General features: G+C 61.5%; 20 protein-coding genes. 8 read left to right on the top strand and 12 right to left on the bottom strand.

Annotation, left to right across the window (positions count from 1 at the left end; all coding sequences use genetic code 11):
• Window positions 1-76: 76 nt before the first annotated feature.
• The 4 genes from AC6LKD_RS04580 to AC6LKD_RS04565 form a co-directional block, all read right to left on the bottom strand.
• A complete protein-coding gene (locus tag AC6LKD_RS04580) occupies window positions 77-2257 on the bottom strand; it encodes a mechanosensitive ion channel family protein (protein WP_148260609.1) in 2181 nt (726 codons plus the stop codon).
• Between the two features lie 420 nt (window positions 2258-2677).
• Window positions 2678-3676 (bottom strand): Bug family tripartite tricarboxylate transporter substrate binding protein, encoded by a 999-nt coding sequence (locus tag AC6LKD_RS04575; RefSeq protein WP_498115304.1) that lies wholly within the window; start codon window positions 3674-3676, stop codon window positions 2678-2680.
• A gap of 47 nt (window positions 3677-3723) precedes the next feature.
• Window positions 3724-5643: an alkyl/aryl-sulfatase gene (locus tag AC6LKD_RS04570; protein ID WP_498115302.1), complete on the bottom strand. Its 1920-nt coding sequence runs from the start codon at window positions 5641-5643 to the stop codon at window positions 3724-3726.
• Window positions 5644-5666: 23 nt separating this feature from the next.
• Entirely contained in the window at window positions 5667-6743 is a 1077-nt protein-coding gene (locus AC6LKD_RS04565; RefSeq protein WP_207464824.1) for an alcohol dehydrogenase, read from the bottom strand.
• Between the two features lie 141 nt (window positions 6744-6884).
• Between AC6LKD_RS04565 and AC6LKD_RS04560 the strand changes: the two genes are divergently transcribed.
• The gene (locus AC6LKD_RS04560) at window positions 6885-7631 is read left to right on the top strand and encodes a TetR/AcrR family transcriptional regulator (RefSeq protein ID WP_207464825.1); all 747 of its coding nucleotides are present in this window, start codon (window positions 6885-6887) and stop codon (window positions 7629-7631) included.
• Between the two features lie 11 nt (window positions 7632-7642).
• Here the strand turns inward: AC6LKD_RS04560 and AC6LKD_RS04555 are convergent, their stop codons facing one another.
• The 4 genes from AC6LKD_RS04555 to AC6LKD_RS04540 are packed head-to-tail and all read right to left on the bottom strand — an operon-like array spanning window position 7643 to window position 12677.
• Complete coding sequence (locus AC6LKD_RS04555) at window positions 7643-8815, bottom strand: iron-containing alcohol dehydrogenase (RefSeq protein ID WP_498115300.1); 1173 nt, start codon at window positions 8813-8815, stop codon at window positions 7643-7645.
• Between the two features lie 11 nt (window positions 8816-8826).
• A complete protein-coding gene (locus AC6LKD_RS04550; protein WP_498115298.1) occupies window positions 8827-9807 on the bottom strand; it encodes an alpha/beta hydrolase in 981 nt (326 codons plus the stop codon).
• Window positions 9804-11279, bottom strand: coding sequence for a flavin-containing monooxygenase (locus tag AC6LKD_RS04545; RefSeq protein ID WP_498115296.1), 1476 nt, complete (start codon window positions 11277-11279; stop codon window positions 9804-9806). The genes AC6LKD_RS04550 and AC6LKD_RS04545 overlap by 4 nt, the downstream gene beginning before the upstream one ends.
• A 21-nt stretch (window positions 11280-11300) precedes the next feature.
• Window positions 11301-12677, bottom strand: coding sequence for an MFS transporter (locus AC6LKD_RS04540; protein ID WP_207464831.1), 1377 nt, complete (start codon window positions 12675-12677; stop codon window positions 11301-11303).
• Window positions 12678-12873: 196 nt separating this feature from the next.
• On the opposite strand from AC6LKD_RS04540, the gene AC6LKD_RS04535 reads away from it, so the two are divergent.
• A complete protein-coding gene (locus tag AC6LKD_RS04535; protein WP_498115294.1) occupies window positions 12874-13815 on the top strand; it encodes an AraC-like ligand-binding domain-containing protein in 942 nt (313 codons plus the stop codon).
• A gap of 52 nt (window positions 13816-13867) precedes the next feature.
• Here AC6LKD_RS04535 and dsbG read toward each other — a convergent pair whose 3' ends face one another.
• From dsbG to dsbD, 3 genes are read right to left on the bottom strand one after another with little or no spacing between them, the layout of a single operon-like run.
• Window positions 13868-14641, bottom strand: coding sequence for a thiol:disulfide interchange protein DsbG (dsbG, locus tag AC6LKD_RS04530; RefSeq protein ID WP_207464835.1), 774 nt, complete (start codon window positions 14639-14641; stop codon window positions 13868-13870).
• A 9-nt stretch (window positions 14642-14650) separates the two neighbouring features.
• Window positions 14651-15487, bottom strand: coding sequence for a prolipoprotein diacylglyceryl transferase family protein (locus tag AC6LKD_RS04525; protein WP_498115292.1), 837 nt, complete (start codon window positions 15485-15487; stop codon window positions 14651-14653).
• Window positions 15484-17364, bottom strand: coding sequence for a protein-disulfide reductase DsbD (gene dsbD, locus AC6LKD_RS04520; protein WP_498115290.1), 1881 nt, complete (start codon window positions 17362-17364; stop codon window positions 15484-15486). The genes AC6LKD_RS04525 and dsbD overlap by 4 nt, the downstream gene beginning before the upstream one ends.
• A 168-nt stretch (window positions 17365-17532) precedes the next feature.
• On the opposite strand from dsbD, the gene AC6LKD_RS04515 reads away from it, so the two are divergent.
• Window positions 17533-18201 (top strand): response regulator, encoded by a 669-nt coding sequence (locus AC6LKD_RS04515; RefSeq protein WP_498115352.1) that lies wholly within the window; start codon window positions 17533-17535, stop codon window positions 18199-18201.
• Window positions 18198-19538, top strand: coding sequence for an ATP-binding protein (locus AC6LKD_RS04510; protein ID WP_498115289.1), 1341 nt, complete (start codon window positions 18198-18200; stop codon window positions 19536-19538). The genes AC6LKD_RS04515 and AC6LKD_RS04510 overlap by 4 nt, the downstream gene beginning before the upstream one ends.
• 67 nt (window positions 19539-19605) lie before the next feature.
• Here AC6LKD_RS04510 and AC6LKD_RS04505 read toward each other — a convergent pair whose 3' ends face one another.
• Window positions 19606-20520, bottom strand: a complete 915-nt coding sequence (locus tag AC6LKD_RS04505) for a LysR family transcriptional regulator (RefSeq protein ID WP_498115287.1) — start codon at window positions 20518-20520, stop codon at window positions 19606-19608.
• Window positions 20521-20621: 101 nt separating this feature from the next.
• On the opposite strand from AC6LKD_RS04505, the gene AC6LKD_RS04500 reads away from it, so the two are divergent.
• From AC6LKD_RS04500 to AC6LKD_RS04485, 4 genes are all read left to right on the top strand, one after another.
• Complete coding sequence (locus tag AC6LKD_RS04500) at window positions 20622-21773, top strand: CaiB/BaiF CoA transferase family protein (RefSeq protein ID WP_498115285.1); 1152 nt, start codon at window positions 20622-20624, stop codon at window positions 21771-21773.
• Window positions 21766-22710, top strand: a complete 945-nt coding sequence (locus tag AC6LKD_RS04495) for a hydroxymethylglutaryl-CoA lyase (RefSeq protein WP_498115284.1) — start codon at window positions 21766-21768, stop codon at window positions 22708-22710. The genes AC6LKD_RS04500 and AC6LKD_RS04495 overlap by 8 nt, the downstream gene beginning before the upstream one ends.
• Window positions 22711-22789: 79 nt before the next feature.
• Window positions 22790-23731, top strand: a complete 942-nt coding sequence (locus AC6LKD_RS04490) for a Bug family tripartite tricarboxylate transporter substrate binding protein (RefSeq protein ID WP_498115282.1) — start codon at window positions 22790-22792, stop codon at window positions 23729-23731.
• A 61-nt stretch (window positions 23732-23792) separates the two neighbouring features.
• A complete protein-coding gene (locus tag AC6LKD_RS04485) occupies window positions 23793-25856 on the top strand; it encodes a 3-hydroxybutyrate oligomer hydrolase family protein (protein ID WP_498115280.1) in 2064 nt (687 codons plus the stop codon).
• Window positions 25857-25868 lie beyond the last annotated feature (12 nt).

Genomic DNA, 25868 nt, shown 5'->3' with positions numbered 1-25868 from the left:
TGCGCGGCAGCCGGTCCAAATGACGGGCCTGGAAGTTTGCCCGGCCGTCCTGGACCAGAGGCGTAGGGAAGGGGAGTCATGCGTCCTGTTCCGAAGCCGTGGCCGAGCGTTTGGGCGGACGTGCTCGGGACAACTGCACGTTCATGCGCGGCATGGAAGGTTCCAGTCCGGCCTGGTCCAGCCGGCGCCGCAGGCGCATGTTGAAGGCGCGCTGGACTTCCCATTGCCGCAGCGGCGCGGTCTTGAAGCGAAAGCGCAGGATGGCCTGGCCGTTGTCGAAGCTCTCCACGCCTTGCTGTTCGATGGGCGACCACAGGAAGGGATAGATCGCCGGATCGGTGCGCAACTCCAGGGCCACTTCACGGACCAGCGCCACGGCGTCGTCGATCGGCATGGTGGCCGGCACCGGCCAGCGGAACATGGCGTAGCCAAACTCGCGCGAGTAGTTCTTGATAGTCTTGATTTCGCTGAACGGAATCGTGTGCACTACGCCATCCAGGTCTCTCAGGCGCACGGTGCGTATGGTCAGGCCTTCGACAAATCCAAGGTGGTTGCCCACGTCCACGTAGTCGTCGATGGAAAGGGAGTTCTCGATGATGATGAACAGGCCCGTGATCAGGTCGGCCACCAGCGATTGCGCGCCGAAGCCGATGGCCAGGCCGATGACGCCGGCGCCGGCCAGCAGCGGCGTGACGTTCATGCCCATGTTGGCCAGCGCGACGATCACGGCAATCACGAAAATAGTGGCAAGCAGGACGTTGCGGATCAGCGGCAGCATGGTCAGCGCGCGGACATTGGTCCGGTTCTTGCCGCTGGTGCCCAGGGTGTGCTGCAGCGCGGTGTCGGTCAGGATCCATATCAGCCAGGCTACCAGCAGGGTGCCGACGAAGCTTGCCACCTTGGGGCCGATCGCCGATCCGCTGCTTTCCATGAGCGCGATCAGAGACAGGCCCAGTACGCGCAAGCCGATTTCCAGGAACACCAGCAGGTTGGCGATCCAGAGCAGGGTGTAGCCGAAGTACCTGAGCTGTCCCAGGTAGGCCGTGCGCCGATTCGCGGCGCGGCTGGAACTGAGGTAGGCGCGGCGGATGATGCCGCTGACGGCCATGCCCGCGATTGCCACCAGCGCGCAAAGCAGGGCGCGGCGTATCACCTGATCGCTGTCGTTGGCCGTAGCCAGGGTGGTGAACAGCGAGATGCCCACCAAGATGAGGAACGGGACGAACCAAAGCGGCCCGATCAGCCGCAGCAGCTTGTGCAGCCCTTGGCGCTTGACCCGGCGCTCCTTGGGCTGGTTGCGGATCAGGTGCGTGACGGGGCGGCGGAACCGCAGGATGAACAGCGCGCTCAGCGTCGCGGCGGCTACGTTGGCGAGCAGGCCGGCGAACTGCGCGATGCCGAGTCCGAACACGCTGGTCACCTCGGGATCGTGCAAGGCGTCGCCCAGTGCGGCCAGGCTGCCTATCAGCCAAAGCGGCAGGGCGGCGCGGCGCTGCAGGATGTCCAGCGCCCGCCCGCGGTGCGCGCCGTCCAGCAGGGTCAGGGCGATCAGGCAGAGCGAAGAGAACAGCGCGCCGACGAGCAGCACGTAGGCCAGTACCAGGGCCCCGAGCCGGCCCACGGAGTCCGGCGTCAGGACGGAAAGGGAGAGCATGATCACGAAGGCGATGGCCCAGGGCGCCAACTGCCGCGCTGCCAGCCAGAGCAGCTGGCGGGTCTTCGGACGGACCGGCGCTGCGTCCGCCGGCGCCCGGCGCCGCTCGAGGCGCCGGCCTATCCAGCGCAGTGCCAGGGCCAGGCCGGCCCAGATCGCCAGGACGATCAGGAAATCGGCGATCAGCGTGGGCCATTCGCGCCATGCCGGCAAACCGGTGGCGAGTTCGGCACGCGCTTGCCGGTACAACATGCCCCAGCGGGTCAAGGCGCCTTCGGGGCCGTCCAGGCGTCTTTCCAGGCTTTCGGCGGTGTCGCGGATGAGGGCGAGGATGCCGTCCTTTTCGTTCTCCGCGCCTTGCTTGGTCGCGTCGCGCAGCTGCTTCAGCTGGTTCAGAAGATCAGCGCGTTGCTTGTCGTTTTCAAGCGTCTGGATGACCTGGTCCAGCGACTGGTTCAGTTGCGCATTGTCGACGGGTTTGCTGGAAGTCGATCCGGTCAGGCTGGGCAACGCTGCAGATGAGGTCGGGATGAAACCCAGGCTCAGCACAAGGAGTATCAACGGCAGGCATAGACGGATACCGCGCAGGGTTGAAACTCGCAAGATTGCCTCTCTGATGATGATATGGATACCTTTTAGAAGAGTCGCGGACGGGACGCAAGGTTTGGTTTTCAGGACCTCAGCAGAGCCAACTTACGGATAGTCACGTCAGGACACTGGCGAAGGCGGTTAAAGCGGTTTGCCGGTGTCCAGGGGTGTGCCTGGGTCCGGTGTTGGTGTTATACGCATAATGTATATTATGTAAAGTATAAGATTCACCCAAAGCCAGCTCTGCCGCCGGCATGTGCCGCTGTTGGCGGCGAAACTTTCTGGGGCTGTCTGGCTTCCCTATTCCCAGGCTTCCAATCCGAGGGACAGCCGCATGGGGAAAGGCAGGCACGCTGATACTGCTAAAGCGCGCCCAATCCAGCAACAAAGCATTGGAGGTCCTGTCTCGGGAGGTCCAGCTTTGCTGCCTGGCGTTCAGTCAAGTGGCTGGAAATTGGTTTTCTGAACGAATGCCTGGTAGCGCTCGGACGCAGTAGCCAGATCCTCACCGTACTGTTTGGCCTGCTTGAAGTCTGGCCGGTATTCAAGGATCCGCAAGGCGTTGAGGACACTGGCCTCTCCCATCGCCTTCTGCACGGCCTCCTGCATACGAAGAATGGTCTTCTCTGGCGTTCCCTTTCTAGCAACAATGCCGATGGATTCCTCGAAAATGAGATCGTCATAGCCCAATTCAGCAAGGGTTGGGACTTCGGGCGAGAATGGCGAACGCGTAGCAGTGCTCACAGCCAGGACCTTGACCTTGCCGGCCTTTGCAAGCTCGACAAAATTGCTCGACAGGTTGATCGCCACGTCCACTTCACCAGCAAGTACCGCCTGGGTCAGTTGGGGACCACCCCGGTACAGGATGGGCTCCAATCCTAAATCCTCGGCTTTCGAGAGCAAGTTGCCGACGAAGTCAGTCCCGCTCCCACGACTGGGTACACCGAAGGTGCCTCTCTTGGTCTCCTTGGCCCAGGCTACGAATTCCTTGAGCGTCGAGAACGGCGAATCGCTGCGCGTAACCACTGAGACGTGGTAGTCGCATATCTTGCAAACAGGAACGAAGTTGTTTGGATCGTAGGAGAGCTTCTTGTAGACATGAGGAAAGGACGCGAGCATGGCAGCCGGTGTCAGGCCAAAGGCTGATCCGTCGGCAGCCTGGTTGCCCAGCCAGTCCAGGGCAATTCTGCCTCCCGCGCCGGTCTTGTTTTGAACCACTATGGGTTGATTGAGTTCGCGCTGCCCCGCCTCGGCCAACGCCCGGGCCACCAGGTCAGGTCCACCGCCGGCGGGAAAGCCTACAACCAGGGTAATCGGTCCATTCGATTGCGCGTGCGCAGCGACCGGGCCAGTCAGCGCGGCGCCAACGCCAGCAAGGCGTACGGCAACGGCGCTGGCCCCGATCTTCGTCAAGAAATCGCGTCTTGTAGACATCTGTGTCTCCTCACAGTTAGTAGGTCACATGGGGGATGAGGCCGTTTTCAGGGCTCCACGACGTTGAAAAGCGGATCGAACGAGTCCAGTCCCGCCAGGAGAGAAAGAACAGGTCCGGCATTGCCGTCGATCCGGACGTCGCCGCTGTCGACGGCCCCTGAAAAGCCGGTTTCTGCCTGTAGCGCCTGAAATAGTCCCGCGCGCGTGGTCTGAAGCACGGCGTCGGCCGCGTCGCCGTGCGATCCCGGGCGATGGCTCAGCGCGCCATTGCTGAGTGTCACTTTGGTGCAGCTCTGCTCGTCGGTCATGTGCCAATCAAAACGGATGGTCTGCCCCTCGACCGCCTCGCCCACGACACGAATGGCGATGAAGTCAAAGAACAGTGGCATCGGCAGCTTGGACACCACGCCAGGACTGATGCGGTTGCCATCCTTCTCGCGCGGCCGCAGACCCTCGCGCAGCTCGCGCGCGCCGAGCAGATATGCGTTGCGCCAGGTGGCTGATTCCGCTTGATACCCCAATTGCTCGAAGGCATCGGCGCAGAGTTCGCGCGCTGCCCTGTTCGCCGGATCGGCAAACACCGCATGGTTCATGATCTGGGCCACCCAGCGGAATTCTCCGCGCTCAAAGTCTTCACGGGCGCGGGCAATGGCGCGCTCCGCGCCTCCGGCGTACTCAATGTATTTGGCCGCGGCGGCACTCGGCGGCAATGGGTTCAGGTTGACGGGATTTCCGTCGTAGGGACCCATGTAAAAGGCATAGATCGCCTGCACGTTGTGCACCACCGCGCCGTAGTACCCCCGGGTGTGCCATTGCTTGGACAAGTCGTTGGGCATCATGAGCTGCTCGGAGATTTCCCGAGGCGTCAGCCCGTGGCTCATCAATCGAAGCGTCTGATCGTGGATGTATCGGTACAGGTCACGCTGTTGGCTGAGATACCTGATGACCTTTTCCTGGCCCCAGGTAGGCCAATGGTGCTGAGCCAGACATACGTCTGCCTGGCCGGCGTAGAGCTCCACACTCTCGTCCAGGTAACTTGCCCAAGCCAGCGCATCGCGCACCTTTGCGCCGCGGAGGGGACAAAGATTGTGCATCGTGTGGCACGCATTCTCGGCCATGTTGAGCGCGCGCATCTGCGGGAAGTAGAAATTCATCTCTGCCGGCGCTTCCGTGCCCGGGGTCATCTGGAAGATCACCTCGACCCCATCGATCACCATGCGCTCATTGGTATGGGTGATCAGGCGCGTAGGCGGGATCAGACTGGAGGTTCCGGTGCCCATGCCCTTGCCCAACCCGCTGTCCACGTGAGCCTGCGGGCCGGGTTCCAGGTAGGTGCCGAACTGAAATTCGGCGCGTCGGCGCGATGGGATGCCGGCGAGCAGAGACTCCGACATGACCTCTTCCATGAAGCCTTCGGGGGCAATGATCTGCACCCGCCCTGCTGCCACATCTTCCTCGCTGACCACGCCCTTCACGCCGCCATAGTGGTCCCGATGACTGTGGCTATACATGACGGCCACTACTTTGCGCGGGCCGAGGTGCTTCTCGTACAACTCCAGGGCGGCGCGCGCCGGTTCTTCGAACGTCAGCGGATCGATGACGATGAGACCGGTGTCCCCTTCGATGAAAGTGATGTTGGCGAGGTCGAAGCCACGCACCTGGTAGATGCGGTCGCAGACCTTGAACAAGCCGTGGATCTTGTTGAGCCGGGACATGCGCCACAAGCTCGGATTCACGGTGAAGGGAACATATGCATTGTCGAGAAAGGAATACTCCTTTTGGCTCCAGACCACCCTGCCGCTGGCGTTGCGGACCGTTGCGTCTTCGATCGTGCCGATGAAACCCCGATTGGCATCGTCGAAATCATCGGCATCCGAAAAATCCAGCGATGAACGCAAGCGTTCCTGCATGGAGACCGTGCGCGGGTGCGCTTCCTTGTGCCGGCTGTTGGTTGTGTCGTGGTTCATGTTTGATCCGCCAATGGCATGGGTCAGGCGCTAGCCTGGGTGTGGGTGAAGTCCAGCACGGTCCGTCCGACACCGCGGTGCTGGTCCAGGTCTTGGAGAATGTTGCTGATTTCGCCAGGGGCTTTGACTGTGATCGGGGGGGCCTGCAGCTTGCCGGCCTTGGCAAGCTCGACTACGCCATGCAGGTCGCTCAAGGTCCCGACGAATGAACCGACGATGGCGATGGACCTCTGGGCCACGGGAGGCATGGGCAGAGCAACTTCGCCGCCGTGCAGTCCCACCAGTACGTATGTTCCGCCTTTGCGCAGGACGGAATAAGGCAGGTTGAAGGTCGAAGGCATGCCCACAAAATCAATGGCGGCAGCCAGACGTCCCTCCGTGGCTTGGTTCAGTGCGTCGCGCGCCTGCAGGTCGTCGCTGCGGACCGTTCGGGCAGCGCCCTGCACCTTCGCAGCATCCAGTTTTGCGTCGTCGATATCGCAGGCCACGATGTTCCGGAACCCCATGCCCTTCAACATGGAAATCGCAAGCAGCCCGAGACCGCCGCAGCCGACGACGGAGATCCAGTCGTCTGTGCGCATTTGCGGGATGGCTTTCGCAATGGCCGAATAGCAGGTGACACCGGAGCAGGCCAGGGTCGCGGCGAATGCGTGGTCAATGCCGGAGACGTCGACCAGATATTTCGGATCCGGCACGAGCAGGTGCGTGGCAAACGCGCCCGGCGTGGCGATGCCCACATTTTTAGGGGTGGCGCACAGCGTGGACTGGCCTTCATCGCAGGCCCAGCACTTGCCGCAGCCGATCCACGGGTAAACCACCCGCCTGTCTCCGACGGCCACTCCGCGAGCGTCCGGGCCAAGCGCCTCGACGATGCCCAGCGGCTCGTGTCCCAGCGTCAGCGGCGGATTCAGACCCCGGTCCTTGAGATAGGCGCGTTTGCCCTCCCCCAGATCGAAGTAGCCGTGCCACAGGTGGACGTCGGAGTGGCAGACGCCGGAATGCGTGATCCGGACCAGGATCTCGGTTCCAGAGGGTTTGGGCGTTTCGCGCAGGCGGACCTGCAAGGGTTTGCCGTGTTCGGTTACTTCATAGCTCAGCATGCTGTCTCCAATCTGTTGCGTCGTAAGGCGGCGCCATTCATAAATTCCAGTTTAAGTCACGTGACTTATAAAAATCAATCAGGTGACTTAAAAATGAAATGCGCCTTACAATCGCAACAGATCTGACACTGCGCTCCAGTCATGCCTACACCTGCCAAAGCAAGTCCGCCGACGACCAAGCATTCGTCTCGTGTGCCAGCATCGAGAGGGAAAGAGAGTGCCGCCGCCCTCATCGCTACAGCTCAACGCCTGTTTGCCGAGCGCGGCATCGATGCCGTTTCGTTCCGGGAGATCGCACGAGAAGCGGGGCAGAAAAATAATTCCGCCCTCGCCTACCATTTCGGATCCAAGGAGGCCCTGATTCAGGCCATCCTTGATGCAGGGATGCAAGAGGTCAACGTATTGCGCAATGACTACGTCGATCAGCTCTACACGTCCGGGAGATACACCGATTTGCGGGCGCTGGCCGAGGCGCTGGTGTGGCCGCTTGCGACCAAGCTCCTGACGGAGAAAAAAAAGACATACAACCGGTTTCTTGCTGCCGCGCAGTTGCATCCCGACATTGACTTGGGCGCCAGTTCCACAGAGGTGGACCGGGGCTTTCGACGGGTCTATGAACTGCTTGAGGCGGCACTGCCTAACGTTCCCGGACCGATCCTGAGACAACGTTGGCTCGCCAGCATCAGCTTCATGATGTTTGCTTTGGCCGACTATGAGCGTCTCAGCGCCAGGCGCAGCAAATCCGGGCAGTCATTCGACATTCATCGCGCTATCGAGAATCTCATCGACATGCTGACGGGAGCGTTGGCGGCGCCCGTCTCCGTGGAAGCTGCGAGTCGCCTCACGAGCCCGATTCCTCCGTCTGACAATCTGGCCGTCGACGGATAGCGCGCCTCCAACTAGGGAATTGGCGGATCGAACGCGGCCGCATAGATCGCCAAGGCGTCAGCCTGCGTAACTTCGCGCGGGTTATTCATCAGCAGGCGGGTTTGCAGCATGGCACCGCTGGCCATGCGGGCCAGGTCGTCCTGCTGTACGCCGACCTCTCGCAAGCTGCGCGGGATGCCCGTGTCGGCGACCAGCCTCTCAAAATAGCCGGCAAGCGCCGCTGTCTTGGCTTCGTCACTGCCGCTAGTGCCGGGCACGACTACCTCGGCGATCTGCGCATAGAGCTTACTGGCGGCCGGTGCGTTGAATTTCAACACGGGCGCAAGCACCAGTGAATTCGACAGTCCGTGCGGCACGTGGAAGATGCCACCGATAGGATATGCCAGGGCATGTACGGCGCCGACCGGCGAATTGGCGAAGGACTGGCCGGCAAACATTGCGCCCAACAGCATGGCTGCACGCGCTTCCCGATTCTTGCCGTCCTGGCATGCACTCAGGATGTTGCGGGACAACAGTTCCAGAGCCTTGATGGCCAGCATGTCCGATACGGGGTTCTTCAGGCGGGCTGAAGTGTAGGCTTCTATGGCGTGTACCATCGCGTCGATCCCGGTGTAGGCTGTGGCCGCGCCAGGCAGTCCGATGCTCAGCTCCGCGTCAAGGACTGCGAGATCTGCGTACAGCTGCGGCGCGACCACGCCCATCTTGGTGGTGCCTCCGGTCGTTACGATGGATACCGCCGTCACTTCCGAGCCGGTACCGGCGGTAGTCGGCATCTGCACCAACGGCAGGCGCGGGCCGGCCACCTTGCCCACGCCATACATGTCTTCCAGCGACTGCTGGCCTGGCAACAGCACGGCCAGCAGCTTTGCCACATCCATTGATGACCCGCCACCCAGTCCAAGCACCACTTCGATATCTGCCTTGCGGGCGCGCTTGGCGGCTTCGAGCACGATGTGCGCGGGGGGATCGGCGATCACATCATCGATCACGGTAACCTGCCAATGGTGCTTGGCCAGATCAGCCAGAGCCGGGGCCAGGAGACCGCTCTTGTGCAGGAAGCCATCAGTGACAACGCACAGCCGCAGCAAAGACGGATATTGCTTGCGCAGAATCGCGCCCAGCTGGCGCGCCCCGCCGAATTCGGAAATGATCGTGGGAACCGTCTGGAAGTGAAATGAGTTCATGGAACTGTGCATCAAGGTTGTTGTAGCGTTTCGCGCAGGAACGAGGCCGCCCGGATTGTCATGGTGCGCCCGGTGCCGATACGGCCCGCGGATGTGACGATGCCGTGCGCGTGCGCAGGCAGGTGGTGATGCTCGACACGCACGCCGGCGGCGATGGCTCGTGCGGCATAGGCCACTCCTTCGTCGGCCAGCGGATCAAGTCCGCAGCTGAGCAAGAACATCGGCGCTAGGGACAAGCGTGGGGCCAATAGCGGGGAAAGACGGGGATTGTCCCAGGCCGTGCCGGGCCTGACGTAGTGGTTGCGGAACCAGCGCATTGAACCAGCGGTCAGCGGGAAGCCGGAGACAATGCGGCGGTACGACGCCGTATCGCCTCGCAGATCGGTCACCGGATAGAACAGAACCTGCGCCCGCAAGCAGCAGCCTTGCGGCAACGGCTCGTCCGAGTTCGCCAGAACCGCGGCCAGGTTTCCGCCCGCGCTATCACCCGCAAGCGCCAGACGCAACGGGTCAATTCCGAGCGTCTTGGCATTCTCGACGAGCCAGCGCAACACCGCCGAACAATCTTCGAACGGCCCGGGAAACGGATGCTCGGGAGCCAGGCGGTAGTCGACGGCGTATACCGCGGCTTCGCTTTCCCTGGCCAGCAACCGGCAGACGGCGTCGTGCGTATCCAGGCTGCCGATCACCCAGCCTCCGCCATGCATGAAGAGTACCGGGGGCAGAATTTCGGCCGTGCTGCCGCGATATTCACGCACGCGTATCGTCCCCCCATGGACGGGGACTTCATGATCACGGATCACGGCGCATTCGGTACGCGGCAAGCCGTTGGCTTCACAGCCGCGCGCGTAGTTCTCGCGCGCAGTGGCCAAGGGGACATCCTGGAAGGATATCTCCCCGTTCTCGCGGTAGGCCCGGATCAGATCGCGCGCATCCGGGGCAATGGAGGACAAGGGGATATTTTCAGCGCGTTCCGCGAGGGGCTCGCTCATCTCGATGCCCCCTCACCCATCCATAGATAATCGTCCGCCTTCCAGCGTACGGCGGCCCGGTATTGATCCACTGTCCCGGACCAATTGTTGATGACTTTTCCCGCCTTGTTCTTGTACCAGCTGGAGCAATCGGATGAAAACGCCGACGTGGCCATATCCGCCTGCAGCTTGCTATTGAAGTCGTGAAATACCGGAGGTTTCACGGCCAGCGCCGCGCCCTTGAGTTCGGCAGCCCGTAATGCTTCGATGATGTAGTTCTGCTGGATTTCCAGCATGGTGATGATGGAGTTGTGGTTCAGATTGGTGTTGGGTCCATAGACCAGGAACATGTTCGGGAAGTCCGGAACAGCCATGCCGAGATAGGCTGCCGCGCCCTCTTCCCAGGCGTGCGACAGGTTGGAGCCAGCTGCGCCGCGTATCGTAAGGTCACCGTGAAACGCCTGGCTGGCGAAGCCCGTACCGAAAATAACGGTGTCGAAAGGCAATTCGTCGCCGTCGGCAGTCACTATCCCCTGCGCGTAGAAGCCCTTGATCGGGCGCGTTTCGAGCGTTACGTTGGGCCGGGCGAGCGCTGGATAGAAATCGTCGGAACGCAGGATGCGTTTGCAGCCCAATTCGTAGTCCGGAGTCAGTTTGGCGCGCAGCTGCGGATCGGCGACCTGGGCGGCCAGGTGTTGCCTGGCGATGCTGACGCCCTCTTGTTGGTCGTGGGTGCCGATTTGCGTGCGCCGGAACCCCCTCTCGCGAAAGTCGTGCAGTTGCTTGCGCGAGGCCTCGAATGTGCTGGGGTCGGCCTCGTAGGCGTCCAGCTGTTCTTCCGTAAAGACCTGCTGATTGCGCGGCATGATCCAGTTTGCCGAACGCTGGAAGACAGTCAGATGCGCAACTTCGGGAGCAATCTCGGGTACGTACTGCACGGCCGATGCGGCGTTCCCGATGGACGCCACGCGCTTGCCCCGCAGGGCTGCGCCTTCGTCCCAACGCGCCGAGTGGAAAAACTTGCCCCGGTATACGTCCAAGCCTTCAAAAGCGGGAATGGAAGGCTGGTTCAGCTGACCCCAGGCCGGCACAAAGAACGTCGCCGTGCAGCGCTCGCCGTCAGCCATCTCGAAGCGCCACACGCCGTTCTCCGTATCCCAGCGCGCCTCGGCAACCTCGCGATTCAGACGCAAATGGGCGCGCAGGCCAAAGGCGTCTGTCAGCCGGTTCATATAGCCCAGCAGTTCTTCGCGGCCAGCGTACATACGGCTGACCCGCAGGTGCGGGAAAAACGAATAGCAATAGAGATGCGCCTCGGTGTCGCAGGCGGCACCCGGATAGTTGTTATCCAGCCAGACTCCGCCAATATCACTGGAGCGCTCAAGGATGACAAAGTCTTCGTCGCCATTGCGGACCAGCTGGGCCCCCATGCCCAGGCCGCCGAAGCCGGCGCCGAGTATCAGGGTACGAAAATGCGGAATGCGTTCGCTCATGATGGTTCTACTCCAATTGAATCAGGCGCCGTGGCGCTCCAGGTGGGCGCGGTCCACCTCGTGCAGGGAAATGTTCCTGGTTTCCGACAGCAAGCCGAGCGCCAACAGCGACACCACGACGGTTCCGGCCAGGTAGACAACGATGGGACCGGTGCTGCCGAAGTCGCGCAGCAAGACGGTTGCGACCAGCGGCGCGATGGAGCCCGCGACTATCGTCGCTATCTGGTAGCAGAAGGACGCGCCCGCATATCGCATCGAGGTCGGGAAAATTTCCGAGAAATAGGCCGCCTGGGGGCCATAGCACAGCGCCTGGAAAAAGAGTCCCAGGCAAATGACGCCGAGTATCTGGATGTTGGAGCCGGAATCCAGCCCGGGAAAATACAAGAACGCCCAGACCAGCAGGCCTGCATAGCCCAGCCCGATGCACGCCTTGCGTCCGATGCGGTCAGACAGATAGCCGCCGAACAACATGGAGAAGAATTGCAGGATGTTCGCGACGAACATGATGAACATCACTGTCTGCGCAGGCAGCTTGGCATGGACGGTGAGATAGGTGATCGAGAACACGACAATGATGTAGTAGACCGTGTTTTCGCCCACGCGCAGAAGGATGCTGAAGATGGACTTTCCGGGATAGGCGGCCAATGCGTCCTTGAGCGAGGCCGCTTTCTTTTTGGCCGCCTTTTGCCGGAGATAGGTCTCCACAAAAATCGGCGCGTCTTCCACGGACCGGCGGATGTAATAGCCGACAAACACGATGATTCCGGAGAGCCAGAACGCCACGCGCCAGCCCCAGTCGAGGAATGCCTCCTTGGACAACAGGGACGAGAGGCTGAACAGCACGATCGACGCCAGAACGTTGCCTATGCACGCCGCCGATTGCGGATAGCTCGCCCAATAGCCACGCCGGTCAGGAGGCGAATGCTCGGAGATCAACAGCACCGCCCCACCCCATTCGCCGCCGACGGCAAAGCCCTGGATGAATCGCAGCAATACCAGCAGTGCTGGCGCCGCGAAGCCGATGGCCTGGAACCCGGGCAGGCATCCCATCAGAAAAGTGGAAGATCCAACCAGCAGCAGGCTGAACTGCAGCAGCTTCTTTCTTCCCAGCCTGTCACCGAAATGGCCAAAGACGATGCCCCCCAGCGGCCTGGCGACGAAGCCGACCGCGTAGGTCGCGAACGCTGCGATGATGGCGCTGAGCGGGCTGTCGACGTTTGGGAAGAACAAGGGGCCAAAAACAAGTGTGCTGGCCACGCCGTAGATGAAGAACTCATACCATTCCGCGACCGTGCCGGCCATCGAGGCCGCCACCACTTTCTTGATCCCGCTGGTCTCTGCTTTTTCTGGTGGATTTCCGTCTATGGGAGCGACGATCCCGCTGCTGCTGATGGCCATGCCTATCTCCTCCTGGTAACCGCATTTCTATGTGTTTGGGTTGAGGCGCGATCGTCCTTCTTGATCGTGCTCAAATGAATATGGAATAAAATCCATGCAGGAGAAGGAAGCGTATCGCCGGCCCAAACGCGGCGTCTTGCACCAAAGCGCAAGTGACTTGCTCCAGGCTGCAAAGAGATTCCCCCAGGAGAGACACATGCAGTTGGTTTTCGATGCTCGGCAACACGAGCTTCCGCAGCGTCGCGATCTATGGCAGGAAGCGCTATGCAGCGCCTACATAGCACTGGATGCCGAACTGCCGGGTACAAATGGTTATCAAGGCAGTTTGTGCAAGGCGGATTTCGGCCCGGTATCCATCACCGACATCCAGCTGTCTCCACATAGGATCCGGCGGCGCAAGCAGCATCTTGCTCGGCTCGACAAGGACTGCTACTACTTGCAGATACTCCAGAAAGGCCGCGCACAGCTCGCCCAAGGCGGTCACGAGCTGCCGTCAAACCCCGCGGTCGCGGCATTGTTCTATTCTGGCGAACCCTATGACCTGCAATGCCTCGCCGAGATGCGCGCGCTTTATCTGGAAATTCCAAGGGAAAGCCTGAAAAGCCGCATGGCGCGCCAGGATCTGCCGATTGCAGGCAATGTCAGTATCGGTAACGGTATTGGCAAGCTCGCCGCACAGTTGTGCGCGAACTTGGTCGCGGAAAGCCTGGCCATCGCCGCTACCGACAAGCCGCGGCTCGGTGCGGAATTGCTGAACATCGTCGCTCTCGTGCTGGATCGAGACCCGGTTCCGGACACCGATGGCGACCCGCACCGGTTAGCCCGGTTGAGCTTGATTCAATCCTGGATCGAACAGCATTTGTCGGACCCGGGCCTGTCGCTGGAAGCAATCGCCAAGCATCACCACATCTCGGTGCGGTTGCTGCATCATCTGTTCCGCGAAGTGGGCGCCTCCCCCGCGGATTGGATCTGGAGCCGGCGGCTTCAGAAGTGCCATGACCTGATCTGTTCTCAACAGGAATTGCACCGCTCGATCACGGACATTGCGTACTCGCTGGGCTTTAGCAGCTCCTCGCATTTCAGCAATGCGTTCAAGGCGAAGTTCGGCATGCGCCCCAGCGAAGCGCGGCGCAAGTAAGCCGCGGCCGCTGATCGGCTTGGGGCGCCCTAGACGCCATGGCGGTTCAACTTCAGCGCGGCCCCAACACTTCGGCCAGTTGCTCGCCCTGCGGCATGCCGTTGAACTTCTTTATCGAGCCGTCGTTCTCCCGGACCACGATGCCAGGCGTGCCGCGGAAGCCGGTCGATATCATCAGCATGTGGTTGTCTTCGAGTATCCGGAGAATCTCGTCGGGGACGCTGGCGGCGGGCTTGATGCCGCCCTGGTCAAACTTGTGTTCGTTCTCAGTCAACGCGGCCGATGGATCGGACGCGCCAAGGATCGCCGCCGCCTTGGCTGGGCTGTCTGCACGGATTACGCCTACGAGCAGATGGCGAAGTTGGACTTTGCCTGCCTGCACCCAGGGACGAGCGGCTTCCCAGAACTGGTGGCAATAGGGACAATTCGCATCGGAGAAGGTATAGATAATGCGGGGCGCGTCGGATTTTCCATCCTGCACCCAGGTAGCGGACTCCAATTGGGCCCAAGTCTTCTCGCCCATGGGCTTTTCAACCAACTCGCGAAGCTTCGCCCTGTCGATCGGCTTGCCATTGGCGTCCAGGCGCGTACCCACGATAGCGTTGCCATCGCTGGTGACATAGATCGCAACGGGGCGATCTTCTGCCGCGCCCGCGAACGCACGCAAGCCGCCTTCCACCTCGAATTCTGCGATGACGGCGAGGCCTTGCGCTTCCAATGCATGGATGGCTGGCGGCCGGTTCCCGTTCTGCGCCTGGCTGTAGCCGGCCGCCAGCATGAGCGGGATGGCTGCGATCGACGAAAAACGCATACGCAATGCAAACATGGTCATTCCTTATTTGGGTAAGTCTTGAGCGCCGTTCGAGGGAAGATCGAAACGGCGTGACATCTTGTCCTTGAGACTGGCCATGGTGATCTCGCCTAGATGCGAATCCACCAGACGTCCCTCCGCGTCAAAGAACAGGGTCGTGGGCAAGCCGCGCGAGTTCATTGCCTGCATCGACGCGGATGCCGGGTCGAGCAGGACGTCGTGCAATGCCAGGCCTGCGCTGTCGAGAAAGGCCCGCGCCAGTTGCGCGCTCTCCCCCTGATTGACCAGGACGATACCGACACCGGGGAACTCAGACTGCGCTTTTTCCAGCACGGGCATCTCACGGCGGCAAGGCGGGCACCAGCTTGCCCAAAGGTTGACGACCATCGGCTTGCCCTCGTACGACCTCAGCGAGATTGGCTTGCCATCCAGTGTCACCAACTGCACGTCAGGCAGGCGCGGCGACTCGTAGAGCAGTGAAAACACGGCGCCGCCTGCGAACCAGGCGACTACCCCGGCCAATACACCGACGTAAATGAGGCGGCGCTGCACAGACATGGACCGGGTTCGCCACCAGACGAACGCAATCGTCGCCGGCACCCCAACCCACCAGTAATATCCACCATCGCCGATTGCAATCATCGACATGGGCGCCGCGAAATAGTCTTCCCACCAGAAGGCGATGTATCCCAGGCGGGCTGCCACGACGCCCCAAAAGACCGCGTCGAGCAGTACGGCGCCGGCAAGCCGATGAGAGGCTTCCGGCAAGCGCTTGGCCAGTACGCGGGTCACCAGCCAGGAAAGCAGTACAGCCGCGACGACACCAATGCTCTGAATGGAGAACGGACCGATACCTATCATGGCGTGCCCGCCTGGTTCAGATGCCCCAGGAAGTCAGCGGCGCTGACCTCACCCACCACACGCAGGTCTCTGCGCTCCGTGCCGTCAGGCCCCACCAGGATAAGCGTGGGCGGTCCCATGACGCCCCAGTGCTTGAGCAGGGCCTGATCGGTGGCGTCGTTGCGCGTCACGTCGGGCCGCAGTACCTGCATGCGCGCCAGCCGCTGCGCCACAGCCGGGTCGCCAAACACATTGCGCTCGATCACGTGGCAACTGATGCACCAGTCGGCGTAGAAATCGATCAAGGTCCATTGGCCCTGCGCAGCCGCTTGCGCCAGGCGCTTATCGACGTCCTCGACAGACTTGGCCTGGACGTAGGCCGGTTTGGCGGTCGCTGACGCGGCCGCCGAAGATGCGGCGCGCAGATGCGCCAACGGCTGCGACGCCGACTCGCCTCCCGCGGCGGCGCCCACAAGCATGAAGATGGACCATAGGCCGGCAATGGCTCCCAGTGTGCGCAAGGCCCACATCAGACGCGGCCTTTGCGCCACCGCTTGCGCCCAGGCCAGCAGGCCGATGGCGATAGACAGTATCCAAGCCCCCCACAGCACCAGGCTTACGGTAGCTGGCAGGAAGCGGTCGAGCATCATCACCGCCATTCCGACCATGACGTAGCCGAAGGCGACGCGTACGCTATCCATCCAGGCCCCGGGCTTGGGCAGTATGCGGGCGCCGCAGACGGCGATCGCCAGCAGCGGCAGACCCATGCCCAGGCCCAGGGAAAACAGCGCCAGGCCGCCATACAGCGCGCTGCCCGTCTGACTGATATAGAGCAGCGCTCCCGCCAAGGGCGCGGTCATGCAGGGGCCGACCAGCAATGCCGACAAGAAGCCCAGCGCCGCAGCGCCGACCACGCTGCCACCAGAACGTCCCTGGTTGGCGGATCCGAGTCGGTTCAACAACGCGGACGGCAAGCGCAGCTCGAACATTCCGAACAAGGAACTGGCGAGAATCAGGAACAAGGCCGCAAACGCTCCCAGCAGCCAGGGCGATTGCAGGGTCGCCTGGAGATTGGCGCCTGCCAAGCCTGCCGCGACACCCACGGCAGCATAGGTGCCGGCCATGGCCAAGACATAGAACAGGGATGTGATGAAGGCGCGTCGCGGCTTGGCCTGATTGCCGACGACCATGCTGGAAATGATGGGAATCATCGGCAAGGTGCAAGGCGTGAAAGCCAGCAGCAGCCCGAAGCCGAAGAACAGCAAGATGCCTGCGACCGGCCCCAGCGTCGCAAGACGTTGTGCGGCAGCCTGGTCCTCGGCGACGTTGGCGCCGCCGCTTGCGCCCGCCTCCCGTGGACGGGCGCTTGCCGGAGGTGGGACAGCAGGAACGGCGGCGGCTGCAGAGGCTCCTGCCGCCGTCACGGGCAAATTCACGGCCATGGTCTGGGGGGGATAACAGATACCCCCTTCCGCACACCCTTGCCAATGCAGCGTCAACGGACCTCTCACGGATGCAGGAAAACGCAGGCGCAGCGCATCTCCGAGATAGATTTCCGTATCGCCAAAGAACTCATCATTCTTTGGCGTGCCTGGAGGAAGATCCAGGCGGACCTCCTCGCCCTGCCCGGAAACCAGCTTCAACGAGTGACGATAAACATAGTAGTTATCGGCAATGCGCCCTTGCGCCGCCAGTTCCCTCCCCTGCTGCTGCACTTGCGCCAGTTTGAATACATCGACCGGATCCAGGAATTCGGCTTCCTCCTTCCAGGAAAACAGTCCGGTACTCGCCCACGCACTGCCGATGGCGAGCAAATACAGAAAGACAATGGCCAGTACTCGCCGATATACAAACAACCTGATTCCTCCGGGCAATAGTCGGCCCCCAACCACCCTCATGCGGCGGTGAAAGGGAGCATATCCAGCGATGATGGAGGAGGTCGATTAACTGAGACTAAAGAAGGGAACGCAGGCGCGGAGAGCCCGGAAATCCGGGAGCCGACCCGCCTGGGCCAACAATTTCTGGCCTAACATATGGATCCTTGGCTGCAGCGGATTGGGATGCAAATGCGGGTATTGCTGGTAGAAGACGACGAACTGATCGGCAAGGGAATTGTGGCTGGCTTGCGCGCGCACGGCATCATGGTGCAGCACGTTTGCACGGCAGTTGAGGCTGAAGCCGCCCAAACGGAGAACTCCTTCAATGCCCTGGTCCTCGACCTGGGGCTTCCCGACCGTGACGGCATGGAGTTGCTCTCCGTTGTGCGCGCGATAGAACCGTGTTTGCCCGTGCTGATACTGTCCGCCCGGGATGCCATAGAGCACAGGATCGCGGGCCTGCACCAGGGTGCCGACGACTACATGACCAAGCCGTTTGATCTGCGGGAATTGGCAGCGCGATTGCATGCGCTGGTCAGACGCACACAGGGGCGCGCAGCCCAGATCATTGCGGCGGGACCGTTGCGCCTGGAACCCGAAAGCGGGCTTGCCTGGCTGGAAGGCCAAGCCATCTCGCTATCGCGTCGCGAGGTGGATCTGCTGGCTCATCTGGCCACTGCCGATGCGAGATGGATTTCTCCTGATCTGCTCAGTGAACGCCTGTACGGGTTGGGCGAAGAAGTAAGCAGCAACGCGCTCAATGTCCATATTCACAATCTGCGCCGCAAGCTTGGAGCTGAAGTGATTGAGACTTCGCGTGGATTGGGATACAGGCTGGGTTGGAGGCTCAACGCATGAGCTTGCGTCTGCGCGCGGTCCTGATCGCAGGAATTTCTCTGATGGTTTTATGGGCGGCGGCAGCCGCCTGGATGATGCTGGGTGTGCGTGCCGACGTTGCTCGTACACTCGACGGCCGGCTGGCCATGTCGGCTCGCATGGTCTCTGGCCTGCTTGCAGGCTCGGCCATAGATCCCAACGCCAAGCCGACGGATTTCGCGCAAGCGGTTCGTGTCAATGGCAGCGAAGGAATCGCTTGCGAGATTCGCGCGCTTCGCGGCGAAGTTTTGGCGCGCACCAACGGCAGCCCGGCCTCGGACTTCGAAAGGCTGCCTGGCGGTTACAGCACGCGCATGATAGCGGGGCAGGAATGGCGGATCTATGTGCTTCGTGACGACAGCTACCAGATAACGACAGCGGATCGTGTCGATCAAAGGAACTCGCTGATCAATGAGTTGCTGTTTGCGGCAGGCGTGCCATTCCTGATCGCGCTTCTTGGCGGACTGGCTGCTCTCTGGATCGGTATTGGGCAAGGCCTTGCGCCGCTGCAAGCCTTGCGCATGCAGTTGCGGGCCAAGGAGACGGACGACACCACGCCTATTGCCGTCGCGAGGCCGCCAACGGAGCTTCGTCCGGTCCTGGATGCGATGAACGGACTGTTGGGACGGCTGGCCCAGGCACTCTCAAGCCAGCGGGCGTTTACGGATGCGGCAGCGCATGAATTGCGTACCCCACTGACCGTGATCGACACTCACCTGCAAGTGGCCAGGCTGACTGAAGGCGAAGAAGCCGCGTCTTCACTTTGTAGCGCCGAAGAAGGCGTAAAGCGCCTGCGGCGCACCCTGGACCAAATGATGGTTCTTGCTCGTGCCGAGGCATCGATCAACCCGGAAGACAGGTGCGCATCCATCCAGGAAGTCATCTCCAGCGTCATCAATGCAACAACGGTCGAGGCACAGGTGCGCTTGGCGCTTTCCATCCATGGGTCCGATAGCGGCAGCTCGATTCCCCGCGGGATGCTGGAGGCTGCCGTCCGCAACCTTGTAGACAATGCAATCCGCTACTCCCCCGAAAACATGACTGTCGAAGTCGCGGCGCACTTCGAGTCCCCGACCCGACAATGCCGAGTCATCGTGACCGACCGCGGGCCAGGGCTCAGTGAGGATCAAGTAGCCAAAATTGGGCGCCGCTTCTGGCGCGGAGACCAAGGCCGAAGTCGCAACGACGGCGCTGGTCTTGGCATCTCGATCGTGCATGCCATTGCCGAGCGATTCGGGGGGACGCTGAATCTGAAGCCCCGGGCAGGCGGGGGTCTGATTGCGGAACTTGTGCTTCCATGTTTCCCGCAGGTTCAGTGAATTTCCATGGAGGATCGACGCTCTCTCCCCTACTCTCCGGATCCCGCCGATGGCGCGCCCGAAGCGATCAGACGGAAAGATCGACCTTGCCGGACACCAACGCGGCGACATCGTCTATGAAAGCGCGGGCGACCGGCGACAGTGACCGCCCTGCTCTCGTGACTACGCCGATGGGCCGGGTCATGACCGGCCCCACTAGGGATACCGTTGTGAGGTCCTGCGCATCGAGCAAGTTCAGGCTCAGTTGCGGGATGGCCGTTATGCCCAGTCCCGCCCGTACCATGGCGGCCACGGCGGGTATGCTCGGGTACTCCAATCCATCCGGAACTGTCTGCCGGCGGCGCAGAAAGGCTGCGTCCGTAATGGGCCGGATGCTACTGCTGCTCGCGGCTGAAAGAAACGGTTCCGCCGCGAAGGCCGACCAGTGCACTTTCTTCCTGTTGGCCAGCGGATGGTCTTTGCGGCACAAGGCGATGAACGGGTCATCCAGCAAGTGTGTGTAGCGATACGGCTCTTGCTGCTTCGGACGCATGGTGACTGCGAAGTCGGCCCGCCCTTCCATCAGGGCGGCTCGCAAGGCCTGGTCCGGACCTTCCAGCATGGTGAACCCGACCTGCGGAAACTTCTTGCGGAAAGTGGCAATCGCTGGAACCAGCCACGCGACGCCAACTGAAGGAAGCGTCACGACCGTTATATGCCCCCGGCGCCCTTCCAGAAACTGGCCGAGCTCGCTGAACCCGCTGTCGAAATCCTGCAGAATTCGCTGCGCGATGGGCAGCAGTTCGCGGCCCGAAGGCGTGAGATCGACATGGCGCGTGTCCCGGTCAAAGAGGCGCGTATCAAGCGCTTCTTCAGCGAGGCGTATCGTGCGGCTGAGCGCCGGTTGTGAAACATGTAGATTCACGGCGGCTTCGCGGAAGTTCGCCGTCCGTGCGACCTCCACGAATGCTTCCAGCTGCTGAAGCGAGAGAGGAACCCTCATGCCTGTTTGATCCACAAAGTTGATCAGAGATATCAAAATATTCTAATTCTAAAATCAACGCGCCATTCCTAGAATTTCCTCAAGAGACTACAGGTGATGGCATGAACAAGGTACTTGAAGGCATACGCGTCCTCGAATTGGGTCAGGTCCTGGCAGGTCCGTTCGCGGGGGCCATACTCGCCGATCTGGGCGCAGAGGTCGTCAAACTCGAACGGGCGAAATTCGGCGACGACGCGCGCCATATGGGCGCGGCGTTTCGCAATGACGCGGCCTTGAATTTCCATATCTTCAATCGCGGCAAGCGGTCGGTGGTCATAGACCTGAAGTCGCCGTCGGGCTTGGCGGAGTTCGAGCGGCTTGCCCAAGATACCGACATCCTGGTTCACAACCTGCGCCCGGGCGTCACGGAGCAGTTGGGCATAGACGGTGCAAGCATGTGCGCGCGGCACCCCAAGCTCATCTATTGCGGGATTTCGGCGTTCGGCCATGTCGGACCCATGGCCTTGCAGCCGGGCTACGAACCGCTGGTGCAAGCATTCAGCGGAATGTCCAGTACCAACGGCGGGCCAGACGATCCGCCCATGCGCAGCGCAACCTCGCTGTGCGATCAAGGGACCGGCATGTGGGCGGTGATCGCGGCATTGGCTTTGCTTGAACGCCGCCATCGCACGGGGCGCGGCGGAGTCGTCCACGCCTCGTTACTGGAAACGGCTTTGGCCTGGAACGCCCAAAAGACGGACGCATACCGCAACGAGGGACGTCTGCCGGACAGGCACCGGTCCGGTCATCCGGGCTTCGCACCCTATGAATCGTTTGAAACGGCAGACCATCCCATCCTGATCTGCTGCGGCAATGATCGTCTCTTTGCCAGGTTCGCCCACGAACTGGGACAAGCGCAGTGGCTGCAAGACGAGCGTTTTTCATCAAACCGCGCACGTCTGCGGCACAAGGCGGAACTCTTCAGTGAACTTGAACCCTTGCTTAGGCGGCAGTCACGCGATCACTGGCTGCGGCACTTCGAGCACGCCAGCGTTCCTTGCGCGCCGGTTCACACGATACCCGAGGCGCTGGCGCACTCGCAGGTACAGGCATTGGAGATCTATCAACCCATCGCCGGAGAGGATTTTGGCCTGACCGCCCTCCCCGTTTCGATCGATGGCGAACGGCCCCGCCTGGCGGCCATGGGGCCAAGGCTCGGCGAGCACAATGCCGACTACGGACTTGCGCCGGCGGAGGGTGTTACTTATGAATGACCTGCCAAAAAGCGTCCACATCAGCGAGGAAGGCCCGCGTGAGGGCTTTCAGTTTGAGCCGGGGCCTATCGCGACGTCCGACAAGGTGCGATTCATCGAGGCGCTTGCCGAGACCGGCCTGAAGGAAATCCAGTGTGTCTCATTTGTCGACCCCAGGAGAGTTCCGTCCATGGCCGATGCCGACGAGGTCGCTCACGCGATCCGGCGCAAGGAGGGAGTGCATTACACCGGCCTCTGGTTGAACAAGCGGGGCCTGCTTCGCGCCCGCACGACGCCGCTGGGTCTTAACGCATGGGTGGGTCTGAATGCCTCCGAGGCGTTTTCCGTGCGGAACCAAGGCAAGACCACGGCGGAACTGATCGACGCGCAACGCGAGGTATTGACTTACCTGGTCGAACATGAAATTCCGCTTGAGTTCGGGATCGTGATGACTGCCTTCGGCTGCAATCTCGAAGGGGAAATACCCATAGGCCGAGTATTGAAGCGTATCGACGCCATGCAGCGGCTCGTAGGCGAATTCGGCCTGACTCTTCCGGTATTGAAGCTCGCTGACACGGTTGGCTGGGGGAACCCCGCAAGCGTGGCCCTGCTCGTGGGCTCGATTCGGGACCGTTGGCCCGATCAACGTCTCGGCCTGCATCTGCACGACACCCGCGGCACCGCCATGGCCAATGCGGTTGCAGGCTTGCTGCTGGGGGTCGATTGGTTCGACAGTTCCTGTGCCGGCTTGGGCGGCTGCCCTTTCGCGGGGCACGCCGGGGCCGCTGGGAACATTTGCACCGAAGACTTCGCATTCATGTGCGAAGAGATGGGCATATCGACGGGACTGGATCTCGACGCTCTTGCCGACTGCGCGCAACTGGCCGAAGAGATAGTCGGCCACGCCCTGCCTGGCAAGCTGCAACGGGGCGGCACCCTGAAGCGATACCGGTCCTAGAGCCGTACCAATACTGAAAACAGAGAAAAGTTAAGGAGACGAAGGTATGTCAAGGACAATCAAATCCGCAATAGCGAGCATGTTTTCAATCGCGCTTAGCGGCGGCGCGTCCCCAGCCATCGCCGCGGACTACCCCAGCAAGCCGATCACCATCGTCGTTCCGTTCGCGGCCGGGAGTGGAACGGACCAGCAGGCGCGCATCTTCGCCAACGCGATCACCGGTGAATACGGCATCCCGGTAGTTGTCGACAACCGTGCGGGCGCCAGCGGGATCATCGCGGCCCAGTATGTGGCCAGAGCCGCTCCAGACGGGTACACCTTGCTGATGACGACGAATACCACCCATGCAGCCAATGAGTTTCTTTTCAAGCAACTGCCTTACCACCCGGTAAAGGATTTCACGCCCATCACTCTGCTCGGGAAGGGGCAGATGATGCTGGTGGTGTCGCCGGGCTCGTCCATCAAGTCCTTGCCCGATCTGCTCGCCGCGGCCAAGAAGCGTCCAGGGGAAATGAACTTTGGCAGCGGCAGTTCTTCGAGCCGCGTCGCGGGCGAAATGCTCAAGCAGCTGGCAGGCATGGACGTGGTGAATATTCCGTACAAGAGCAATCCGATGGCGTTGACGGATCTCATGGGTGGGCAAGTGGACTTTATGTTTGCTGATGGGCCTACCGCCATTCCCCTGGTAGAGGCAAAGAAACTGCGTGCGCTGGCCGCCAGCGGCTCCCAGCGTATTGCGCTGGCGCCCGACGTTCCGACGGTGCAGGAAGCCGGAGTCCAGGATTACGACATGACGTATTGGACCGCGGTGTACCTCCCCGCAGGGGCGCCAGCGGACATTGCGAAACGGCTGAACGACATGTTCGTGAAAATCGCTCACGGCCAGGCGTGGCGCAAGTTCCAGGAGTCCACGGCCGGCGAAGTCGTTACGACGACGCCTGAGGGGTTGGCGAGCTTTCAAGCCGCCGAATCCCAAAAATGGGGAAGAACGATCAAGGCTGCCGGCATCGTGCCTGAATAGGCGCAACGCGCTTTCGACCGCATGGACTGATGCCATTCATCGATAAGTAGAAGGAAGAGGAATGCCGAAACTATGGAAGGAAATGCGCCGGCCCCTGATTGCTGCGGTTCTGGCGTACGCCTTGATCGGTCACTTGACTGGTTGCGCATCGGTCAGGAACGTGGAGGCGGAACGGCCGGAGTGGTTGACGGTCGTTTCAGTCAAAAAAATGGATGGCCGCTCGGACGACTTGTTGACCGCCGGAATGGGCATGGGGCCACTGTTGGGGGAAAGCCCCGGCCCCACTTACGCGGATTCGCTGCAACCGTCCGCGAGCGAGCTGCGTCGCGCCGCGATCTACTCCCTGGGCGGGTCTGCCGCAGGTGGCTTCGGCCGCCTTTTTGGACCCAATATCGATCCCGTCACGAGAGTACAGGTAGCGGACGCCCGTATCGCCGGCGAAGAAGTGCTGGCGTTCACGCGTGATGCAGGCGTGAATCATGTGAGCTCAGCATTGCTGTTGCAGATTCCTTCTGGCTTTGAACCCAAGTCACCATGCATTCTCGCTGTTCCAACGACGGGATCCTCTCGCATATATACGGATCTGCTGCGTGTCGGAGGCTGGGGATTGCGGCGCAATTGCGCCGTCGTCTATACGGACAAGGGACAGGGCAATGGCGTGCATGACCTGGCGTCGGATACCGTGAATCTGGTCGACGGAAGACGAGCCGACGCTCAAGCTGCCGGGGCGGCATCGCACTTCACGGCGCCCATGAGTCAGGATATGCAAGAAGCGTATTTGCGCCAGTACCCCAATCGAGTGGCGTTCAAGCATGCCCACTCCCGCCAAAACCCCGATGCAAGCTGGGGCCGCGAAGTCCTTCGTTCGATACAGTTTGCGTTCTACGAGCTGAACATTCGCTACGCGGCAACAGGCCAAGCCCTCACTCGTGCCAATACGCTGGTCATTGCCACCGGCAACTCTAATGGAGGAGCCGCCGCCCTGCTCGGCGGCGAAGCGGACCGTGAAGGCTGGATTGACGGCATCGTCGCGGCCCAGCCCGCGATTCAGCCTCAATCTTCCGACGACGTGGCGATTGAACGCCTGGGGCGCGAATGGCGCGGGGGTGGACGTGCCCTGCTTGACCACGTTACCGAAACGATCCTCTATCAGCCGTGCGCGGCGATGGCGACCCCTGCCGCCTGGCGGACCGACGAAGTCATCCATGGCGGCAATCGCTGTACTTCACTGAAGGAAAAAGGATTGCTCCGCGGCGCTACCCTGGCGGAACAGGCGCGGGAGGCCCGGCAGCATCTGCACGACATGGGATTCGAGCCGGACGGGGATGATCAGAATGCCCATCACTTTCTGATCGCGCCCGCGGCCACCGCAAACAAGTATGCAAACAGCCTGGGTCGCTTCGGCATTGAAGACGGCCTTTGCGGATACAGCACGGGACCCATGGATGCCCAGGGGCGTCCCATGGCAGCTTCCGCGCAAGCATTGGCCGCCATTTTCGTCACGGCGCCTGGGGGCGTACCGGCAGGACCTATCGATCTGATCAACGATCGGGATCCGCGCGGGCCGGTGCATGACATGTTGTCCATATCGCCATCCACCGGACGCCAGGACTACAACCTCGATGGCTCGCTATGCCTGCGATCGCTAGTCACCGGCGACACGGCGCAGGCCAGGCGCGTGCAAGCCGGTATTGCGCAAGTGCGCGCAAATGGCGATCTGCACGGCAAACCCGCCCTGGTCCTGCATGGCCGCGAAGATGCCCGCGTGCCAGCGACCTTCACTTCGCGTCCGTATGCGGGTCTCAATTCATTGCGTGAAGGGCCGCGGGCGCAACTGCGGTACATCGAAATAACCCATATCTCTCATTTTGGCGTACCGGGGAAGTTCGATGCCAAGTATGTGCCTTTGGCCTACTACGAGGAACAGGCTTTGAATCTGATGTGGGACCACCTTAGCCATGGGAAACCTTTGCCTCCCAACCAGTTGGTGCGAACCGTCTCGCGTGGTGGAGAGCCGGGCAAGGCGCCTCCCTTGCAGATTGAGAATCTCCCTGCGATCTCTGAAACGCCCAGGCCGGCGGATCGGATTCAGGTCTCCGCGGGCAGGGTCGTCTTGCCGGATTGACGTGGGAGCTTT

This window comes from Achromobacter sp. D7-1 (assembly GCF_059760445.1).
The sequence above is the reverse complement of the archived record's forward strand: the minus strand, read 5'-3'. Positions and strand labels throughout refer to the sequence as shown.

Bases quoted from the DNA above. Each gene is read 5' to 3' on its own strand.
- AC6LKD_RS04500 (WP_498115285.1), top strand. From the start codon at position 20,622: ATGAACAAGGTACTTGAAGGCATACGCGTCCTCGAATTGGGTCAGGTC.
- AC6LKD_RS04555 (WP_498115300.1), bottom strand. From the start codon at position 8,815: ATGAACTCATTTCACTTCCAGACGGTTCCCACGATCATTTCCGAATTC.
- AC6LKD_RS04545 (WP_498115296.1), bottom strand. From the start codon at position 11,279: ATGAGCGAACGCATTCCGCATTTTCGTACCCTGATACTCGGCGCCGGC.
- AC6LKD_RS04525 (WP_498115292.1), bottom strand. From the start codon at position 15,487: ATGATAGGTATCGGTCCGTTCTCCATTCAGAGCATTGGTGTCGTCGCG.
- AC6LKD_RS04540 (WP_207464831.1), bottom strand. From the start codon at position 12,677: ATGGCCATCAGCAGCAGCGGGATCGTCGCTCCCATAGACGGAAATCCA.
- AC6LKD_RS04575 (WP_498115304.1), bottom strand. From the start codon at position 3,676: ATGTCTACAAGACGCGATTTCTTGACGAAGATCGGGGCCAGCGCCGTT.
- dsbG (WP_207464835.1), bottom strand. From the start codon at position 14,641: ATGTTTGCATTGCGTATGCGTTTTTCGTCGATCGCAGCCATCCCGCTC.
- AC6LKD_RS04560 (WP_207464825.1), top strand. From the start codon at position 6,885: ATGCCTACACCTGCCAAAGCAAGTCCGCCGACGACCAAGCATTCGTCT.
- AC6LKD_RS04515 (WP_498115352.1), top strand. From the start codon at position 17,533: ATGCGGGTATTGCTGGTAGAAGACGACGAACTGATCGGCAAGGGAATT.
- AC6LKD_RS04570 (WP_498115302.1), bottom strand. From the start codon at position 5,643: ATGAACCACGACACAACCAACAGCCGGCACAAGGAAGCGCACCCGCGC.
- AC6LKD_RS04535 (WP_498115294.1), top strand. From the start codon at position 12,874: ATGCAGTTGGTTTTCGATGCTCGGCAACACGAGCTTCCGCAGCGTCGC.
- AC6LKD_RS04510 (WP_498115289.1), top strand. From the start codon at position 18,198: ATGAGCTTGCGTCTGCGCGCGGTCCTGATCGCAGGAATTTCTCTGATG.
- AC6LKD_RS04495 (WP_498115284.1), top strand. From the start codon at position 21,766: ATGAATGACCTGCCAAAAAGCGTCCACATCAGCGAGGAAGGCCCGCGT.
- AC6LKD_RS04490 (WP_498115282.1), top strand. From the start codon at position 22,790: ATGTTTTCAATCGCGCTTAGCGGCGGCGCGTCCCCAGCCATCGCCGCG.
- AC6LKD_RS04485 (WP_498115280.1), top strand. From the start codon at position 23,793: ATGCCGAAACTATGGAAGGAAATGCGCCGGCCCCTGATTGCTGCGGTT.
- AC6LKD_RS04565 (WP_207464824.1), bottom strand. From the start codon at position 6,743: ATGCTGAGCTATGAAGTAACCGAACACGGCAAACCCTTGCAGGTCCGC.
- AC6LKD_RS04505 (WP_498115287.1), bottom strand. From the start codon at position 20,520: ATGAGGGTTCCTCTCTCGCTTCAGCAGCTGGAAGCATTCGTGGAGGTC.
- AC6LKD_RS04550 (WP_498115298.1), bottom strand. From the start codon at position 9,807: ATGAGCGAGCCCCTCGCGGAACGCGCTGAAAATATCCCCTTGTCCTCC.
- dsbD (WP_498115290.1), bottom strand. From the start codon at position 17,364: ATGAGGGTGGTTGGGGGCCGACTATTGCCCGGAGGAATCAGGTTGTTT.